The organism is Cylindrospermum sp. FACHB-282 (genome assembly GCF_014697195.1).
In the GTDB taxonomy this organism is placed as follows: Bacteria; Cyanobacteriota; Cyanobacteriia; order Cyanobacteriales; family Nostocaceae; genus Cylindrospermum.
The window spans coordinates 1-20,115 of record NZ_JACJRJ010000056.1 but is presented as its reverse complement, the minus strand read 5'-3'; the positions used below and the strand labels follow the sequence as shown (position 1 = coordinate 20,115).

At 41.4% G+C, this 20,115-nt stretch carries 13 protein-coding genes; 7 read left to right on the top strand and 6 right to left on the bottom strand.

What is annotated here, in order from left to right:
- Positions 1-104 precede the first annotated feature (104 nt).
- The gene (gene petM / locus H6G32_RS22475; RefSeq protein ID WP_190462328.1) at positions 105-209 is read right to left on the bottom strand and encodes a cytochrome b6-f complex subunit PetM; all 105 of its coding nucleotides are present in this window, start codon (positions 207-209) and stop codon (positions 105-107) included.
- Positions 210-399: 190 nt separating this feature from the next.
- On the opposite strand from petM, the gene pdxA reads away from it, so the two are divergent.
- Positions 400-1,479 (top strand): 4-hydroxythreonine-4-phosphate dehydrogenase PdxA, encoded by a 1,080-nt coding sequence (pdxA, locus tag H6G32_RS22470; protein WP_190462327.1) that lies wholly within the window; start codon positions 400-402, stop codon positions 1,477-1,479.
- Between the two features lie 132 nt (positions 1,480-1,611).
- Here pdxA and H6G32_RS22465 read toward each other — a convergent pair whose 3' ends face one another.
- The 3 genes from H6G32_RS22465 to H6G32_RS22455 are packed head-to-tail and all read right to left on the bottom strand — an operon-like array spanning position 1,612 to position 6,393.
- The gene (locus tag H6G32_RS22465) at positions 1,612-1,995 is read right to left on the bottom strand and encodes a response regulator (RefSeq protein WP_190462324.1); all 384 of its coding nucleotides are present in this window, start codon (positions 1,993-1,995) and stop codon (positions 1,612-1,614) included.
- 41 nt (positions 1,996-2,036) lie between these two features.
- A complete protein-coding gene (locus H6G32_RS22460; RefSeq protein ID WP_190462322.1) occupies positions 2,037-3,527 on the bottom strand; it encodes an ATP-binding protein in 1,491 nt (496 codons plus the stop codon).
- On the bottom strand, positions 3,520-6,393 hold the full coding sequence (locus H6G32_RS22455; protein WP_190462320.1) for a PAS domain-containing hybrid sensor histidine kinase/response regulator: 2,874 nt from the start codon (positions 6,391-6,393) through the stop codon (positions 3,520-3,522). Before H6G32_RS22455 ends, H6G32_RS22460 begins: the two co-directional genes overlap by 8 nt.
- Before the next feature lie 694 nt (positions 6,394-7,087).
- Between H6G32_RS22455 and H6G32_RS22450 the strand changes: the two genes are divergently transcribed.
- Positions 7,088-7,924 (top strand): DUF928 domain-containing protein, encoded by an 837-nt coding sequence (locus H6G32_RS22450; protein ID WP_242046699.1) that lies wholly within the window; start codon positions 7,088-7,090, stop codon positions 7,922-7,924.
- A gap of 243 nt (positions 7,925-8,167) precedes the next feature.
- Positions 8,168-10,459 carry a response regulator gene (locus H6G32_RS22445; protein WP_190462315.1) on the top strand — a complete coding sequence of 764 codons (2,292 nt, stop codon included), beginning with the start codon at positions 8,168-8,170 and terminating at the stop codon, positions 10,457-10,459.
- A gap of 10 nt (positions 10,460-10,469) precedes the next feature.
- Here the strand turns inward: H6G32_RS22445 and H6G32_RS22440 are convergent, their stop codons facing one another.
- Positions 10,470-12,815, bottom strand: coding sequence for a two-partner secretion domain-containing protein (locus tag H6G32_RS22440; RefSeq protein ID WP_190462313.1), 2,346 nt, complete (start codon positions 12,813-12,815; stop codon positions 10,470-10,472).
- Positions 12,816-13,099: 284 nt separating this feature from the next.
- A complete protein-coding gene (locus H6G32_RS22435) occupies positions 13,100-13,417 on the bottom strand; it encodes a hypothetical protein (protein WP_190462311.1) in 318 nt (105 codons plus the stop codon).
- A 306-nt stretch (positions 13,418-13,723) separates the two neighbouring features.
- On the opposite strand from H6G32_RS22435, the gene H6G32_RS22430 reads away from it, so the two are divergent.
- From H6G32_RS22430 to H6G32_RS22415, 4 genes are all read left to right on the top strand, one after another.
- Positions 13,724-14,956, top strand: a complete 1,233-nt coding sequence (locus H6G32_RS22430) for a sigma-70 family RNA polymerase sigma factor (RefSeq protein WP_190462308.1) — start codon at positions 13,724-13,726, stop codon at positions 14,954-14,956.
- Positions 14,957-14,966: 10 nt separating this feature from the next.
- The gene (locus H6G32_RS22425; RefSeq protein WP_190462306.1) at positions 14,967-16,142 is read left to right on the top strand and encodes a DUF1822 family protein; all 1,176 of its coding nucleotides are present in this window, start codon (positions 14,967-14,969) and stop codon (positions 16,140-16,142) included.
- A 474-nt stretch (positions 16,143-16,616) separates the two neighbouring features.
- Complete coding sequence (locus H6G32_RS22420; RefSeq protein WP_190462304.1) at positions 16,617-18,959, top strand: CHASE2 domain-containing protein; 2,343 nt, start codon at positions 16,617-16,619, stop codon at positions 18,957-18,959.
- A gap of 180 nt (positions 18,960-19,139) precedes the next feature.
- Positions 19,140-20,030, top strand: coding sequence for a tetratricopeptide repeat protein (locus tag H6G32_RS22415; RefSeq protein WP_242046697.1), 891 nt, complete (start codon positions 19,140-19,142; stop codon positions 20,028-20,030).
- Positions 20,031-20,115 lie beyond the last annotated feature (85 nt).

The window sequence follows — 20,115 nt, the reverse complement described above, 5'->3', positions numbered from 1 at the left end:
GATTTCAGGAAACTGGCGGAAAAAGCTTTGTCCGGCGTCCGGACAAGCTATTTTCCTAGAAAGAGGAATGCCTCTCGCTTTTTGAGTGCTGTGTACCAGGGGGATTATTCTTCTGCGCCCTGAATTTTCAGTAACAAAGCACCCAAGGCCCAACCCACAAAGATTAAACCGAAGGACAACAGACCTGCATTTAATATTTCGCCGCCCATTGGTATGATTCTCCTTAACTAATGGTTTGTGTAAACTAGGTCTACTAGAAGTTTGACAACAGCTACTGTTAGATTAGACCCGTGTGAATAATTCTAAACTAGTTTCAGCTAATTCCCAAAGCAGCCCAACAGTGTACCCGAAGGGGGATGTGGGGAAAAATGTCAAATAATTATTAAGCAAGTATTATATATGTATCAAATAAAGCAAGCTGATCTGAGGAATTTTGGTCAACAAGAACGCCCGCGTTTGGCTTTGACATTGGGTGATCCTGCGGGGATTGGCCCAGAGGTGATTTTGAAGGCTTTAGCAGATTCGGAAGTTAGTCAATATTGTGACGTGGTGGTGGTGGGTAACGGGGATTTGCTGACACAGATTTATCACAAGTTAAATTTAACCGAGAATGTAGCACCTTTGGCCAATCCAGCCCAGTTGTCAGTGATTGATGTGCCTACTGTTGGTGAAATTAGTCTGGGGATGGGAAATGCTGCCAGTGGTGCGGCGAGTTTTGCTTATATGGAATATGCGATCGCTCAAACTCTGGCTGGTAAATTTGATGGTATTGTCACAGGGCCGATCTCTAAATCTACTTGGAAAGCCGCAGGATACAATTATCCTGGACAAACGGAACTTTTAGCCCAAAAATCTGGTGTTGACCGTTTTGGCATGTTGTTTGTGGCGCGATCGCCTTTTACCGGCTGGACAATCCGCGCTTTACTGGCTACCACACATATTCCTTTAAGTCAAGTAGCTGATACATTAACACCGCAGTTGTTGACAAAGAAACTAGATTTGCTGGTGGAGTGTTTAGCCCAAGATTTTGGGATTGAAAATGGCAGAATTGCGATCGCAGGTTTGAATCCCCACAGCGGTGAATTGGGACAACTGGGAACTGAAGAAATAGATTGGCTAATTCCCTGGATAGAGTCAGAAAGGCGTAAGCGTCCAAACATGCAGCTAGAGGGGCCAATACCACCAGATACGATGTGGGTTAAACCAGGTCTTGCTTGGTATGGAAATTCTCGCGTGGATCATCCTGCTGATGCTTATTTGGCACTTTACCACGACCAAGGCTTAATTCCAGTCAAGTTGATGGCTTTTGATCGGGCTGTGAATACTTCTATTGGTTTACCTTTTGTGCGGACTTCACCTGATCACGGAACGGCGTTTGATATTGCTGGTAAGGGGATTGCTGATGCTACGAGTATGAAGGAGGCGATCGCCCTAGCAGCGGAGTTGGTTAATCGTAGGGAGGATATTAATCCTGCCTAATATCGTGTCCGGTTAAAGACTTATCATGAAGACCGCTTTCTTGCTTTCTTGCTTTCTTGCTTTCTTGCAGGGGGAAACCCGGTTTTTGCACAGATGTAGGAATCATAACTAATTAGCCGGACATGATATAACTCATGTTTTGGCAATAGAACTCAATACACTACTGATCTCGTCAGCCAATTTTAAGGGACGAAAGGGTTTAGCAAATACAGCAGCAATACCCAACAGAGCTATGCTCTGTTCTTCTGAAGGTTGAACCTTTGCAGTAACCAGAATAACAGGAATATGCTGAGTTATCGGGTTCGCTTTAAGTTGTTGTAGGGTTGCCCGACCATCCATATCAGGCATCATCATATCTAATAGAATGACATCGGGTTGGTTGCTTGCTGCTACGACTAAAGCTTCTTGTCCAGAACTAGCAGTTAGCACTGTCCAGCCTGCTGCCATTTCTAATCCCATTTGAGTAATCGCCCGCACATCTTCTTCATCATCAACTATTAATACACATTTGCTCATAAATATTTTCTATTTAAATTGCTATTGCCAGTTTTACCTGTTTAAGCTACAAATGGCAAAATCAAATAGAAGATACTACCTTGACCGAGAATGCTCTCAGCCCAAATGTTACCGCCATGTTGCTCAACAATGTTACGGCAAATAGCCAAACCTAAACCTGTACCTCCTTTTTTGCGAGAATCAGAGGCATCTACCTGCTGAAACCGCTCAAAAATTGTCTGTAGTTTATCAGCCGGAATACCCCGTCCCTGGTCTTGAACTGTGATTTGCAGGTAATTAGGCTGAATCTGGGCACGCAGCCAAATAGTAGTACCAGGTTCGGAAAATTTGATGGCATTGCTCAACAAATTAGTCAGAGTTTGCAGTATCCGGTCTGGATCTACCAAGATTTCAGCCGTGATGGGTTCAATAACAAGATTGATTTGGGAGCGTTCTGCCATCGGTTGCATAACTTCTGCCGACTGTGTAAGTAGGTTACCAGCATTACACTTGAGCTTTTGGATGGTCAGCTTACCCGATTTTATCCGTTCCAAGTCTAAAATATCATTGACTAAGCGAATCAAGCGTTCAGTGTTGGTAATAGCAATATTTAGGACTTGTTGACCTCTTGAAGTCAGGGTTCCTAGCTGTCCAGCTGCTAGAAGGTCTAAAGCACCCATCAAAGAGGTGAGGGGGGTACGTAATTCATGGCTAACTAAAGAGATGAATTCGTTTTCTAACCGTCGGCCCTCGGTGATATCGTTGAAAGTGTTGAGGACGCACTCTCTCCCGGATAGCTCAATGAGTTCTGCAGACAGCAAAGCAATTCTAACTTCGCCTGATTTGGTACGAAATTCGATTTCATGATTTTGCAGAGATCCTTTTTCCAAGAGTTGCCCAATGGTGCTAGTGTACCTTTGTGGATTCATGCCCAAATTAAGTTCTGTGAAAGTGTTACCAATAATTTCCTCTAGGGAATAGCCACTCATTCTCAAAAAACTGCTGTTGGCATCAATGAAGCACCCATCCGTCAGGGAGGAAATCATAATGGGACTGGGACTAGAACTAAAAGCTTTGGCAAACTTTTCTTCCACCTCGTGGCGCTCCTGAATCTCCTGTTCTAACATGGCATTTTGCTCTTGCAATGATGCACGCAAATTGCGAATCATCAAATGATTTTCTAAACGTGCCAGCACCTCTTCCACGTTGAAGGGTTTAGTAATGTAGTCTACCCCTCCGACTGAAAAGGCTTTCACCTTATCTAGCACGCTATCCATCGCACTAAGAAAAATTACAGGAATGTCACGGGTGATCTCATTAGCTTTGAGATGTTGACAAACCTCATAACCATTCATCTCTGGCATATTCACGTCCAGCAAAATCAAGTCCGGTGGCGCTGCTTGCGCTCCCCGCAGACCTGCTGTAGCTTTGGTGACGCTACGAACTTTGTAACCTTGTCCTGTCAGCATGGCAGCTAAAAGCTGCAAGTTTTCCGGAGTGTCATCAATTACTAAAATATTGGCTTTAGGTTTGTCTAATGGCTGACTATGCATCTTCTTCTCCTGTAATTAACTGAATAATTTCGTCAAAACAGAAAAGATTTACAAGTGTTGTCAGTTCTTGAGCTAAAGCGTGATGGGTTTCGGGGATTTGTTGAATGAGTTTACAGATCAGTTCAGCATCAACCTGAATGGCTGCCTTATGTAGAGCATTTATCCATGCTTCAGGCATAACAGCTAGGTCTTCTGCGGTTAGTGGATCTGCTTTAGTGGCTCTGTGCTCTGTTGGCTGGCTCTCTTGCTCTTGTGCATAAACATACTCTACTCCCAAATGTTCGGCTATTTTATTGAAGATGACCCCCTCTCGGAATGGCTTGCGGATGAGGTCGTCACAACCTGCGGCTAAAATATCGGAGCGCTGTTCTTCAAAAGCACTGGCTGTGAGGGCAATAATTACTGTCCGAAAATTTTGGTGGGAGTTTTTTGCTTGAAGCTTCTGTTCTTGGGCGCGAATTTGTCGAGTTGCCTGATATCCATCCATCACAGGCATTCGCATATCCATCCAAATTAGGTGGGGATGCCATGCTTGCCACTCTTGTATTGCCTCCTGACCGTTAGTTGCCACACGGGTTTCAAACCCGACGGCGTTGAGTAATTGTATTAATATTTTGTAATTTTCTATGCGGTCATCTACCACCAGCATTCGATACACAGGTTGACCAACAACCAAACTATGTACCCGCTTTTTGGGGGTTGGTGCTGGAACTTGCGATCGCAATGCCTGTTCCACTTTAATATCAAAATAGAAAGTAGACCCGCGATTTACTTCACTGGAGAGACTGATATTGCCTTCCATTAACTGCACAAATTCACGGCTAAGGGTCAACCCCAGTCCCGTCCCTTCTTTAGATTGGAAACCACTGGTAGTTTGCACAAAGGGTTGAAAGAGTTTATCTAATTCCTCAGCAGCAATTCCTTTACCAGTATCGGCAATTTCAAAATGTAGCGAGTAGCTAGGAGTTGAAGAGAGTTCTGTCCTCAAGAGTTCTTCTCCACTAACTCGCAATCTTACTCCTCCAGTATCGGTAAACTTGATAGCATTACCCAAAAGGTTGATCAAGACTTGCCGCAGCTTACCCTCATCTGTAAAGATGTATTGTGGTAAATTTGGAGCCAGTTCAACTGTTAAGTAGAGTTTTTTGGACTGAGCTCTTACTTGGAACATTTCTTGAATAATTTGTAACAGCTGTTGCAGGTCAAAGGGTTCCGGGTTGAAAACCGTGCGACCAGCTTCGATTTTGGACATCTCTAACACATCATTAATTAATTTCAGCAGGTGTTCCCCACTGCGATTGATGGTTGCAAGAGATTCTCTCTGATGCTCAGTGAGGGCGGTATCTCGCTCCATCAACTGGGCAAAACCCAGAATAGCGTTAAGCGGGGTGCGGAGTTCGTGACTCATGTTTGCAAGGAAGGCACTTTTGGCCTGGTTAGCTTCAGCGCTGCGTGCTGCTTCTCGTAGGGCAGATTCTTTTGCTAATCGCAATTCTTCTTCGACCTGATGTCGTGAGCGACCAATAGCAATCAGTTCTCCTATGAGTTGCAAGAGGTTAATCTCTTCCTGGCTCCAAGTTTTCCGGTCATGAATAATATCCACTCCCAAAAACCCTACCACTTTATCAGCATGGATCATAGGTACAGCCACTAGGGACTGAATGACTTCTCTATACAGCAGAGATTTCTTTAGTGTCGCCTCTGGTGGCATATCTGCAATATGGACAACTTGTAAGCCTTGTACAGGTTTGCCACTAAGAATACAGTTGTAGAACCAGGGAAACGGCTCGACAGCACTAGTGATATTGCTAGATAATATTTGCACGCCATCAGTTTGCCATTCATGAACCATGTCAAACTGCTGCTGTTGCTCAGAATACTCAAATATGTAACTACGTTTAGCTTCAAAGAACTCAGCGATCGCTTGCAGGGTAAAATTGATTGCAGTTTCTAGATTCTGGTCGATCAACTGCCGGGAAATACTGCTGAGTAATTTGTCTGCCTGGGCCCAGCGCTGCATGGTTACTTCTGCTTGCTTGCGTTCAGTAATATCTCGGAAACTCCAAACCCGTCCGACAATGCGATCGCCGTGCCATTGAGGATGAGAATAACGCTCAAAAACCCTGCCATCCTTGAGTTCTACTAGATCAAAAGCTGCCTGTTCTGGGTAATCAATTAACAATTCCCTTGCCCTAGCAATAAAGGCTTGGGAATCTCGCGTCTGTTCAGCCATAAACCTTAATCTTTCATGACTCTGAAATGGCGATAGCAATGCCTCTGGCATCGACCACATTTGGACGAACTTGTGATTATAAATACTAACGCTCCCATCGCTGCATAAAACAGCAATTCCATCTGCTGTAGACTCCAGGGTAGATTGGAGAAAAGACAGAGTTTCTACCCGTTGCTGTTCTGCTTGCTGGTGTTGGGCAAGCAAACGCTTTGCTTGGGTGACATCCCGAATCACAAGTACAGCCGACTTTTGGCCTCCTATATGTTCAGCACAGTTTCCTGAAATTTCTAAAATTAAGGAGCAATATTTGCCGACAAGCCGCTCCCCATCTACCTGTCGTTGATATTCATATTCTGTGGTTTCATACTCTCCCCGGAGAACTTGCACATCGGGATAACAATCTGTGGCAACTGCTTCACCCCCTTGTGTCAATGGTAGTATCTCACCTAGCCCCATGTTCAGCACTAGGATATGAGGTAGGTTCACTAATCTATCGAAAGCAGCATTACACCACTGCACCCTGCCATCATTACCTATCCAGGCGATCGCATCAGCAATTGCCCCTAGTGCTACCTCCATCCTCCCTAGAGTTACCCGCAGTTGGCTAACTAAACCTTCTACATTTAAGGTCATAGATAATTTTCCTTATAAGTTCTCAGCCCATTGACTAACGGAAATTCAACATTTTTAAGGAATAAACAAGCCTCAAACGCTGATAAGGTAAGGAAAATATACCGAAAGTCTAAACTAGTAACTACTATTTCTAACTTCTCTAGTCTAGAAAATTACGCCGATTTAAGCGGAATTTCATCAAAATCTTAGCCAGCAGGGTAATACCAATTCAAAATTCTCTCATAGAGCCTACGGCTCCCGTAAGGGATACAAAATTAAGAAAGCTTGATTTGATAGGGTTTCCGGGTTTGTATCTGTCACATTCTTTTTTCAAATTGGGATAAATATAATATATCTTTTTATTAAGTATGAAAATAAAAATGGCAATCTTTTATACAATTAGCCACATAAGCAATTAAAATTCGCAGATCAATTATAAGTTTCTGCAATATAGCGTTTCCTGAGCGAATAATGAGGTAAATCAAGATTTTGTATATATTAAGACTTTCGTTTTTTCAGGTGTACCTCAGATCATAGGGATATGGAAAGCAAATTTAGTTACCAAAGCGGTGAATAAAACGAAAAAAGCCGACCAATGAAATATTGGTATGTGCCAGTTAACTGCAACCCTCCAGCAGTGGTGTAAATTTTATATATGCAAAATTTGTTAATTTTTTTGGTTTTCAAAAAATTTGTAGCTATGAAGACACAATCCATGATGTGGATCTTGCCAATTACCCTGATTTTGGGTAGTGCTATTCAAGATTCAGCATTGCTAAAAGCCCAAACTACTAAAACTGTATTTTCTCAACAATCAACACCACCTGCTAGCAAACCAGCTTCATCTCAAAAAAATAAATCTCAACCTGTTTTTCGGTGGACGAAACCTCCAGTAGGACTCAGTACGATACCGGGACGTCCCATCGGTATGGGAAGTCGAGATTTGTGTCCAGCAGTAGAGAATCCACTAAGAGCGTTAGTACCTTTTCAAGAACGTAATTTAACAAGTCAATCTGGCAAAGGATCAATCTCTAAATCCTCTATGGATGTGTGGGGATTAACGACAAATAAATATCCAACATTTTGGTTTTACCTCCCTTACACAACAGAGCTTGCAGATGCAAGTGTAGAGTTTATTTTACAAGATAGTGAAGAAAATGAAGTTTATAAAAATGCTGTATCGCTCAGAGCAAAACCAGGAATTATCAGCGTTACGCTTCCATCTACAGCCCGCCCTCTAGAAATAAACAAAAATTATCGTTGGTTTTTTAAAGTTAGTTGTAGCGGAGAGCAAAGCGTGCCGTATCATGTCGAAGGCGATATTCAACGAGTCGAGTTAAACACCAGCTTAGAAAAACAATTAGCAGCAGCACAAGAACGAGACAAAATTTTTATCTATGCTGAAAATGGCATTTGGTTTGACGCACTGACTTTGCTAGCACAACTTCGGAAAGATAGGCCTAATGATGTGTCTTTAGTTAGTGATTGGCGAAGTCTTTTATACTCAGTTAAATTAGATAAAAATTATGTTGATGCTCCCTTTATTGACTAGAAAATGTGGCTCTACCGCTACCTTATCTAAAATTTAAGGAAAAAACCTGTCCAAAATTAGTCAGCCAATGCTAAGTAAGTAGGCGAAAAGAAATCAAACTATGTTAAGCAAAGTAAAAACTATTGAAATTTGCTCGTAGTCAGGGCTTTAGCCCTACGAAAGAGGGCTGAAGCCCTCACTACCAACCTTGAATTATTTACGCCAACTAACTAGGTTGGCGGCTTATATAATCTCGTTAATGCAATGCGAATTTTGTTAATTGAAGATGACGAAGTTTTATTGCCATTACTGCTGCAATCTTTTAAAAGTCAACAATACGTGGTAGATACGGCATGGGATGGTCAAACTGGTTGGGAATATGCCCAAAACACCAACTACGACCTCATCGTCATGGATGTGGGACTCCCCAAAATTGATGGCATTACTTTATGTCAGCGTTTACGTGCAGACAGCTGCTCGATTCCCATCCTGCTAATCACTGCCAGAGATGCTAGTACTGATATCATTCGCGGGCTAGACGCTGGTGCAGATGATTATCTAATTAAACCTCTAAAATTGGAAGAACTCAAAGCAAGGTCACGAGCCTTACTGCGCCGTGGCCGGGTTTCTCCCACAACGGTGCTACAGGTAGGCAATCTGCGTTTAGATCCTCAAAGTTGTTTGGTGACCTATGACGAGAAACCTCTGGCATTAACTCCCAAAGAATACAGTTTGTTGGAAATTTTTTTGCGGAATCCATCACGGGTATTTAGTCGGGGGCAACTGGTGGAGCTTCTCTGGACTTATGATGACCCTCCTTTAGAGGAGAGTGTCAAGGCACATATTAAAGGTTTGCGGCAAAAACTCAAGGCTGTGGGAGCCGCAGACTCGATTGAGAATGTTTACGGTTTGGGGTATCGGTTGAAGGTGGGTGTTGGTGAGCAAGGAAGCAGGGCAGCAGAGGGAGAAATTAGGGTTATTTCCTCATCTCCCTCACCCCCAACACCAGCTCTAGAGCAGCAATTCCAGATGGGAATGAATCACCTGTGGCAGCAGTATCAAGGATTAATGGCTCAACGTTTAGCAGCTGTGCAAGCAGCAGCCACGGCGGTGCAGACAGGGACGCTATCAGAAGAATTGCGCCAAGATGCTGGGCAAGCAGCACATAAGTTGGCTGGTGTTTTGGGGATGTTTGAGCGGGAAGCAGGAACCTTATGGGCACGAGAAATTGAACAGATTTTGTTAGAAAATCAAGGTTTGCGACCAAATCAGGAGCGCCAATTTTTAGATTTAGTCAGAAAATTGACTGAACTACTCGAACTAACTGAGTCCAAGATTTCTCCACCGTCAGAAACGCCTCGATTGTTGTTGATTGACACTGAGGAAAATCTTAGTCGAGAATTACAAGAACAAGCGCTTGCAGTTAACCTAAGTTGGCAACAGGTGACAACGTTAGAGCTAGCCAAAACCTGGCTTCAGTCTCACTTGCCAGATTTGGTGGTGTTGGCTGTGGATGCGGTGGGAGAACAGGAAGATAGTCTGGCATTACTATCTGAACTGGCGGCTCGGACTCCGCCAGTACCCGTAGTAGTGCTGGACTCGGCAGATGGGTTGTTGGATCGGCTGATGGTAGCTCGTGCTGGCGGACAAGGGTTTTTAGTTAGACCTGTGACAGCCGAGCAAGTTTGGGCTATGACAAGACAGTTATTGCAACGCAGCCATTCCCAAACAGTGAAAGTATTGGTAGTGGATGACGATCCTATTTTTTTGGCAGGATTGCGTTCCATGCTGGAACCTTGGGGTATGCGAATGATCGCGTTAGATAATCCTTTAGGTTTCTGGGAAGTGTTGCGGTCTGTAGCTCCGGATTTATTAATTTTGGATGTGAATATGCCCCAACTGAGTGGGATTGAATTGTGTCAAGCAGTCCGTACCGATCCTCAGTGGCAGGGGTTGCCGATTGTATTTCTGACTGCTAGTAGCGATCGCCAAATTATTCAGCAGGTGTTTGCTATGGGGGCAGATGACTATGTAACTAAGCCAGTGGTTGGGCCAGAATTGTTAACTCGCATCACCAATCGTTTGCAGCGTAGCCGTATGCTTCAAACACTCTCTACTAAAGACCTACTGACTGGATTACCAAATCAACTGCAATCTAGTCGGGATTTAGAGGAACTGATTGAAACTACATCTTGTTTTTGTGTAGCAGTATTTAGTGTCGTGGAGTTGCGATCGCTCAATATTAAGTATGGTCATGTCACAGGTAACCAAATTCTACAACGGTGGGGTCGCCTGTTCCAAGCTATTTTTCGCGGTGGAGAGGTGTTGGGCTACTGGGGAAATGGCGAGTTTGTTGTCGGCATACCTGGGTTAATCAAAAAACAGGTAAGCGATCGCCTCAATGAATTTTTGACTACCCTGCGGCAGCAAGTCTTCACTGCACCGGGTGGCGATCGCTTTGATGTAAAATTTCATTTTGGCATAGCTGACTATCCCAAGGATGGCAAGACTCTACAATCACTGTATCAATTGGTTGTGCTGGAAAATTTCCAGTAAACAAATTGTGTTATTTAACAGCACAAGATGGAGAGGTAAGGGAAGGGCTATGAGGTGTCACTATTGGAGCTTGAGCGACTAGAACCACATTACCATTAGTATCAAACACCCATCCTTGGGCTTGGATAATTTCGGTAGGATTATTGACAATATCTACTTTTTGTGTATTGTCTTCTGTGTAGCGCTGCTGCTGAATAACTGCTCTGTTCTGGACACCACCTGCTCGGTTCTTAGGCTCTGACCCTAGCTTGAGCCAATCTGTCCGTAGAGCATCATTACTCATCAATGGCTGTCTAGGGCTGGGTGCTATACCTCCACGGCCAGTAACAATAAATGAACCCCTTCCGAGTTTCCCACCAGGTTTGCAGTCAGTAGCGATTTGCTGTGAAACATCAACCAGATTAACGGGTAGTTCTATCAATCCTTTACTAGGGTCAACCTCTGGTGTGTTGATTTGTATACTGCCGCTTAATGAACGATTTTGCTGAGAAAATGCTGTGACGTCACTTGTTGGTAGCTCACTTGAGTCTAGTTTTGTTAGGTCATCAGGTTTTAACAGTCTCTCTAACTCTTCAGCAGTACGGGGGACAAACCCAAAAATGCTCTTAGTTTGGATTTTGATATTACCGCCAGAACCAGAGTAAGCATTGGCTGTGATATCGTTATTTTCTAAAGGGCCAGCGCCAATGAAGCCATTAGGTGCATTGATGGTAATATTCCCCCCATCTCCAGGAGCCTGTGTTGTGCCTGCACTAGCAGATATTTTACTTTGGCGGCGCATCTGTAATAAATCTTGCACTTGTAGCGTGATATTTCCGCCCCGGCCGGATTCACTTTGAGCCGTAATTTTTCCTTCATTATTCAAAAGTATGGAGCGAGCCGTTATATTTATTTCCCCTGGAGTTGCTAGATCAGTTGTATCTTTTGGAGTGGTAGCGTAGACGCTCACATTTATTTCAGCCCCATCGCGGACAATCAATTTTCCTGTAGTGATATTTACTATTCCTGCCTTTGTGCTATTTACAGTGGAAGCAGAAAATCTACTAGGTACATTGCTTGTTGACTTTCCAGCTATTTCTACCATCTCCAAGGCATTTACTGTTATATTCCCTGCGTTTCCTTCAGCTTGTATTCTTTTGTCGCCTTCAAAAAAACTACTAGACTCTGTTGTTAAACTTGCCCCAGATAGGATATATAGCTTCTTAGTATAGATGGAAATGTTGCCCGCATTTCCTTTACCAGTAGTTGTAGTAAATAATCCAGTAGCGCTGGTGTTTTCGGTGTCCAAGCTATCAATTAGTTCTACAGATTCAGAAGCATTTATAGTCAAATGTCCCCCATCTTTATCGCTTCTAGATGAAGTTCTTACTTGTGCTCCGTTTTCAACAATAAATTTTTGAGCCGTAATTGTTATATCTTGACCATTTGTGTCGCCTGTCGTCGTACTAAATAAGCCTACCTGAGCTCCACTTATTGTTACTATTTTGCCTTGCACCTGGATGCTACCCCCGCCATCACCAGTGGCATTGACAACCGAGGGAATATCAGCACCGTCACTAGTTTCAGTTCGACGAGAGATGAGTTGAATGTCTTGAAAATTTTCTACACCATCATATCCCAAAGCCCAGCCTTGCTCAATTGGTTTCAGACTCACCACACTATTACTAGCAACACTGCCTAGTTCAATTCTTCCTGATTCTGCTCTTAAACGTCCCCCCTTCAAAATGATCTCACCACCTACTAGTGCCAATGTTTTACCAGGTTTCACTTGTAGACCAACACTAAGATTGGTATTTGGATCTTTTGCCTGAGATTCATTGCTAATTGAAGCCGCATTTGTACCAAATTGCAAACCAATAGGAACACTTACTGTGAGCAGGGGTGTGTTTTGAGGATGTGTAGCACTAAACTTTGTCCCATCCTTAAAGTTGACACTACTCGCCGTACTCGCTACAAATGAACCACCAATTTGCAAAGAAGCATTGGGTCCAAAACTAATCCCGTTGGGATTAATCAGAAATAGATTAGCTGTATAGTCTGCTTTTAGAGTACCTTCAATATTAGAATTAGATTTGCCTGTTACTCTGGTAATAATATTCTGAACATTTTCAGGATTTTTGAAGTTAGCTATCTTGCCATCAAGAACGGAAAATTGTTCAAAACTGTGGAACAAATTGCTGTCAACTTTGGTTCCACCTTCAATATTTATGACATTGTTCACCTCTGGATTCACTTGAGAATTAGTAGGTAGAGTCCCATCTGGAATTATTTGAGCAATAGCAGAGTTTGTAGAAAAAATTATTGCGCCACTTATTACCAGTCCTAACCCTTTAACCTGACCCATGTAATTAGTCATACTACTTATTGGTCAATTGACAGCAATTATCCTGATAATATAATATACTGTAGAGACATTGTATGCAACGACTCTACAGTACTAGGCAATAAATTAATTTTGTGATTGGTACTAAAATCCAGCGAGACCCTTTGTAATTGCCAATGCTTCTATTGCTGATTGAGAATCAAGAACAATTTTTGTAAGACTAATTAGATGATACCCTAGGATTTCCATGAGAGCTTTACTTACTTGATTCTCAATCATTGAAGTTCATAAAATTAAGTAAACAATCCTGAGTAGGATTAAGGGCAAGGGCAATTGTACGTAAGATAGTCACCATTACTATTCATTATTTCGTAAGTAGTGCCGCAAGGGCAAGTTCCTGGTGGTGGAGTAAAGGTCTTGAGAAATTCAACTACAATAGTCAGCTGAAAACCATTCTCATCTGTGGCGCTAATACTGCTAGAAATTGCCAGGTATTTTTCTCCAGATTCTTTAATACTTTTACTGAAGCCAGAATCTTTGAAATTCTCAATAATTTCTTTTCTGGCTCTTTTTAGTAGCAGTTCATGATCCTCACGAATCTCTTCTTGCTTGCTGTTGTCTGTTGTAGAAGTCATAATTATTGTTGTCTCCTTAGTATTGAGCTTGGTGCTACCAAGTTTTGTCTGGGCTGTGTTGCCATTTCTTGGCTCGATAGTTTTAAGATTAGAGAACAATCGGGAAGAACTAGGGAAGATTGACCTCAGGAATCAGATTTGAATCTTGCTAGGTATACTGAAACCCTAACCCATATCGGCTCAAGTTTTGCACGAATGGCACACTCGATAAGTGTCATTGTTTGAGTTCAAGGCTTTTACAGCTTTTAGCAGCGAGAGTTCAGGAAGTAGCGACATCTAAATTTCTGTTATATATTTAAATTACTTATGCGTCCTCGCCAGGAAATTGTTGCAACTTTCTCTACCTTTGCCAAATTAGAGAATGATAAGTTTAGCAAATGGTTGACAGACGTTAGGTTGCGCCGCCGCATGGAGAATTGTTTGCAAAATTCTCCAGACACTGAACATTGGGCAGAGGATGGCGTTGCAGAATATTTTTGGTCACTCTATTGGTATAAGCTATGGCGGTTGAATTCTCAATTAAGCAACCTCGCCAAACAACATTTATCAGCCTATTTACAGGAAACTTGTTATTGGGCTGCCGGAAAAATACTGGCTCGATTCACTATCAACCAGTATGGTTTGGCTGATTATTTTCAAATGGGTATTGCAGAAGTTGAAAAAATTCTAGAAGGATATAACCCTGAGAAAAACTCTAGTTTAAAAACCTATGCCAGCATGGCATTTCCCAGCCGATTAAAAGATATTCTCCGCCAAGGCAAGGAAGCTGATGTTTGTACAAACTGGGGCTTGTTACGCAAGGTAAGTAAAAAATTAGTTTTGGAAGCGCTGGATAATGCAGGCTTATCTCCCACGCAGATATTACAGTATCGCCTAGCTTGGACTTGTTTTAGGGTGCTGTACCTGCAAAGCCAACCAGATGGAGAGCAAAAGCAGCCAGAACCGAATGGGCAACTTTGGGCAGCTGTTGCCAATCTTTACAATAGTGAACGACACAGTCAACTAAATCCTCCAGGTTCAGAGTGCAGTCCAGAAGTAATAGAGGAACGGCTGACCAAAACTGCTATTTACCTGCGTACTTATCTTTATCCAAGTGTTGCTTCTATAAATATATACAACCAAGAGGAAGATACCAGCCAAGAGTTTGAGATTAAAGACCCGTTATCTGAATCATTAATAGGGCAAATTATCGCCCAAGAAGAAGCTGAAGAGCGAAAAAATAAACTTTCTCAGATAAATGAAGTATTGGAGTCAGCTTTTAGGCAGCTTGAGACTCAATCTCAAACAATTTTTGAGCTTTATTACCAAGGGGGAATGACTCAGCAGCAAATTATCCAAGAGTTGAAGATTAGCCAACCTACTGTTTCTCGTCGGTTACTCAAAGGAAGAGACTTATTGCTGGCAGCCTTACTAAATTGGAGTAGACAAACAGAGAATATTTCCGTAAATGCCAACCAAATAAAAGATATGAGTGCAGCTTTAGAAGAATGGTTGAAAATTAATTATGCTCAATCTGGCTTTAGAGTTGAATCAATTTGAGGTATTATAAATGACATTAATTTTTACAGAACCAACGGAATTGTTGTTAGAGGTAATGGCTGGAGTGCGATCGCAGTCTTGGCAAAATAGCCAGATTTATGGAACTCCTCACAGTCGCTGGTGTGCCTATATCAATCAAATCTGCCTTGATGTTTTTTTAACCTGGGTCAAAAATGAATATGTTGCCGAGGCCGCAGTTTGGTTCAGCAGTGCTGGTATACCTAGTTTTTGGGAGTTCCTCAATGGAGTAGGCATTTGTTTTGGTGAGCAAAAAGTCGTGCTAGTTCCTAGCGAGGCCATTGACCATAAGGAATTAGAAGTACCCCAGGAATGGGTGGATATTCCCAGTTGGGCAGCAGATTATTATTTAGCAGTACAAATTACAAATAATCAAGAGTGGGTGCGAGTGTGGGGTTACACGACCCATCAGGAATTAAAATTGTCAGGTAACTATGACCCAGTTGACCGTACCTACTGTTTAGATGCACGGCACATCACAAAAGATATTAGCGCTTTCTTTTTAACTTACCAGTATTGTCGAGAAGCACAAACCAAAAAAGCGATCGCCTCATTACCAGAATTACCACAAACTCAAGCAGAAAATCTTGTGCAACGCTTGGGTAACCCATCCGTCACTTTTCCCAGACAGTCGGCGCCCTTTGCCGTTTGGGGAGCACTTTTAGGAATCGAACAGTCACGACAAAAGCTATATCAACAGCGACAAGCAATGACCCAAATTAATCTCTCTCAATGGCTAAAGGGCATTTTTGCCCCAGGTTGGCAGACTTTAGAGGCAGTTTTTGAGTTAAAAAGTAACAACAATGTTTTAGGACTGAGAAATTACCTTGGAGTGCAGGAGCCGGCTATCAAGCAAGCTAAACTCATCGACTTAGGAATGCAACTGGAATCAACTTCTATAGTCTTACTAATTGCACTTGTACCTGATATAGATAGGCAATTTATTAGTGTACGAGTACAGTTGCATCCGGCTGGTCAAGAATTTTATTTACCGGCAAATATTAAGCTGGTTTTGCGCTCAGAGTCTGGAGAGGTGCTACAAGAAGTGCAGGCGAGAAGTCAGGATAATTTTGTGCAACTGCTGCGCTTTGACGTGGAGACAGGAGTAACTTTTAATATTCAAGTCCAACTATATAATTTTCAAATTACAGAAAATTTTATAGTTTAAGGTACTTATTCCTTTATCCCTCTTGTGTCACTTTGGCATAATGCAATAGCTGAAAGGTTAACGGGGCTTTAGTTTTCTCCTTTTGGCTATGAATTTTCTTTTCTAACAAAAAATAAAGCTCCAAACCTTGATTAAATCAGAGTTGCAAAATCTGGCGTCGATTATTCTTTTCCGAGAGTGACAAAAGAGGGATATCTGGGTTTCGGGTATTTTTGGATATTTCCTATATTTTCCTTGCACCGCAAAGGTTTGAGGGTTTTTTATTTGCCAAAAATGATTAAATGCTGATACTATATAATATTTAACAAAAGGCAACCAACTACCAACAACTAATACCATTTTGGATTTTGGTCTTTGTCGTGAGCGCTCAGTCGAAGGATTTTAGATTTTGGATTAGGAATCCCCTTCTGTGTCAGAGTTCTACAGAACCATCTGTCGCCACCATTTTTCTTTCTTGGTATAACAAATGCAGTAATGGATAAACTAGTCGTATTTAGCTTGTTGGCAGGTGATTTAAATCAAGGGTTTCCCACAGTTACTGCCCAAGTTTCTGATAGTAGTAGACTGTACCCGATGAAATTTACCAGTAGTCTGCCACCAGTGCCAGAACTCGCCGAATTATATCGTCGATGGCAGCTGCTTTATCTGGCTCTTCATCAGCGTTTGGGTTTGCCTCGGCGAATTAAAATTTATCCGCAAGATATTACCAATGTCTCTGTGAGTGAATTTAGCGAAATATGTCAACAACTACAACAACATATCAATAAATGGTTAAATTCAGAACCATTCCAAAATGTAGTGCAACAGTTACGGACGCTACTTAACAGAGATGATGCAATTCGAGTAATTTTTGAAACTAATATTCCTTTACTTCAGCGACTTCCTTGGCATCTGTGGAATTTTTTTGAAGATTATCGCTATGCAGAAGTCGCATTAGCTCCTCATGAGTATGGATTTTCTCCAACCCAACCTAAATTGCATACAGGTAAAGTGAAAATCCTCGCTATCTTGGGTAATAGCAGCAGTATTGATGTTGAGAAAGACCGGACTTTGCTACAAGGGTTAAAAGATGCCGAAACAAAGTTTTTAGTAGAACCAACACGCAGAGAAGTTGACCAATATTTGTGGAATCAGGATTGGGATATCTTATTTTTTGCTGGACATAGTTCCAGTCAAGCCGATGGTGAGACTGGAAAAATTTATATTAATGAAACTGAGAGTTTAGCAATTCCTCAATTAAAAAATGCCCTGCAACAGGCAATTTCACGAGGTTTAAAAATTGCTATTTTCAATTCCTGTGATGGTATAGGTTTAGCACGAAATCTAGCAGATTTAAATATTCCTCAAGTTATTGTCATGCGTGAACCAGTACCAGATTTGGTGGCGCAAGAATTCTTAAAAAACTTTCTTGTTGCCTTTGCTGGTGGCAAACTTTTTTATTCAGCAGTCAGAGAAGCAAGGGAAAGACTTCAAGGATGGGAAAACGATTTCCTCTGCGCTAGTTGGTTGCCACTTATCTGTCAAAATCCCACAGTAATACCTGTAACTTGGCAAGAACTATGTGGTAATTATAATTCTCCTGACAATAAAAAATATAATCTTTTACAGAAAATTGGGGCTATATTTTTTATTGCTAGTATTGCATCGGCATTAATGATTAGTTTGAGATGCTTTGGAGTTTTCCAGATACAAGAGTTACAAGCTTTTGATCATTTATTAAGACTGCGCCCTCAAGAAGAACAAGATTCTAGATTGTTGGTTGTGGAAGTGAATGAAAAAGATATTCAAACTTTCTTAGAGCCGACACGGGGACTCAAATCAATATCTGATGCTTCCTTAGCTAAATTAATTCAAAAAATCCAACAATATCAGCCACGAATTATTGGCATAGATATCTATAGAGATATTCTAGACTTACCCAATAAATCAAAGCAGTTAGATTTGACAAAACAGTTAAACCAAGAGAATGTAGTTATTGTTTGTAAAGGTAAAGATAGTGAACACGACCCTCAAGGTATTAAACCTCCTGCGGGAGTTCCTGTTGACCGTCAAGGCTTTACTGATGGAGTGCGCGACCCAGACGGGATAGTTCGCCGTCAAGTTTTAATGATGAAGCAAGAGCCTGCTTCTGTTTGCACTACCCCTTTCTCTCTAAACCTACAACTAGCTGCACGCTATTTATTTTTAGAAGGTATTCAACATGACTTTACAGATGAGGCTTTAATTTTTAAATCTACCAGGGATGCAACAAGATTTCAACGGTTAAAATTAGGCAATAGTGGAGCTTACCAACAAGAAATAAGTCTAGGTGGTATTCAAATACTAATGAATTATCGCAACGCTAACTTTGAGAAAGTTAGTATGGAGGATGTGTTGAGCAATCGAGTTAAACCTGAGACTATTAAAGATAAAGTAATTTTAATTGGAGTAACAGCCAACAGCTTGAGAGATACTTTTCCTACTCCCTATAGTGTGTTAAAGCAACCTTATCAAGAAACACCTGGGGTATTAATTCAAGCCCAAATGACTAGTCAGATTATTAGTGCTGTTTTAGATAAACGTCCGATACTTTGGGTGCTACCTTATTGGGGTGATATTTTTTGGATCTGGGGTTGGACTTTAGTGAGTAGTTTGGTTGTTTGGCAGGTGCGATCGCATATAGAAAAAATATGTACAATAGGCATCATAATCATAGTTTTATATGGAGTTTGTACTGGTGTTTTCTTCATTCAAGGAGCATGGCTGCCTTTAGTGCCATCGGCATTTGCCGTCATCCTTGGGAGTGCAACAGTGTTAGCGTTGAGACGAAAAATCTAGTTATTTTGAAAGCGATGGCCCTAGAGACCATCCCCTATCTACGGACTAGAAATTTCTTTGTCTTTAGACGAATGAGTGCTATTAGACTCAGAAAGTACAGGACTCATTTTTTGGTAGTAGATGCTAGAATATTACGGGTAGTCTATTATTGACGGCAAAACATACCTTTATAAATATAGAATGATGAGTAATTTATTTAAAGTGATAAAAAAATATTTTTATCCTCCAAAATCACGTTATCGAAAATGGATTACCAGAAGTTTTATATTCTTATTTATTTTTGTATTTTACATAATTTTTCTTCCTATCACCTTCGCTAAACAAGCAGCAACAAATATTTCTACTATCGAATCTGCTGTTGCAAGACCAGGACAGTTAATTGAGCAAGGAGAGAGTTTTTATCGTGCAGGAAATTTTCAGGAAGCAGTAACAGTTCTGCAACAAGCTGTCCGTGAATATGAATCACAGAAAGACTATATTTATCAAGCAGTAGCTTTAAGCAATCTGGCGCTGGTATATCAGCAAAATGGTTCATTTAAAGATGCCGAAAATGCTATCGATACCAGCTTAAATTTGTTGGGTTGGGATGCAAAAAAGCAAAAATTAAAAGTTAAAAGCCAAACCTCAAAAATGCTGGAAGTTTTGGCACAAACTTTAGATATTCAAGCGGGACTGCAACTAGAATTAGGCAGGACAGAAATATCTTTGGCAACCTCCCAACAAGTAGAGAAATTTTGGCAGCAACTCGGAAATAACATTGGAGTAACTCGCAGCAAAATTAATCAAGCTCAAGCTTTACGGGTTTCTGGTTTCTACCGTCGTGCATTGGATACATTGCTGGCAGCGAATCAACACTTGCAAAACCAACCTGACTCCTTGATGAAAGTTGCGGCTTTACGTTCTCTAGGTAATGCACTGCAACTGTCCGGTGATTTGGAAAAATCTCAAGAAACCCTGGAAGCAAGTATTAATATCGCTCAAAAACTGCAATTATCTCAAGATATTAGCACTGGAGAGTTTAGCTTAGGTAATACTCTCGGTTCTTCAGTACCTGTTATGCTAAACTATTAAATTTAAAGATTAAAAAATGTAATTAAGTGTATCAAATTATTTTTATAAGCCTTACTGCACTTGACATGTAAGGAATATTTATTGT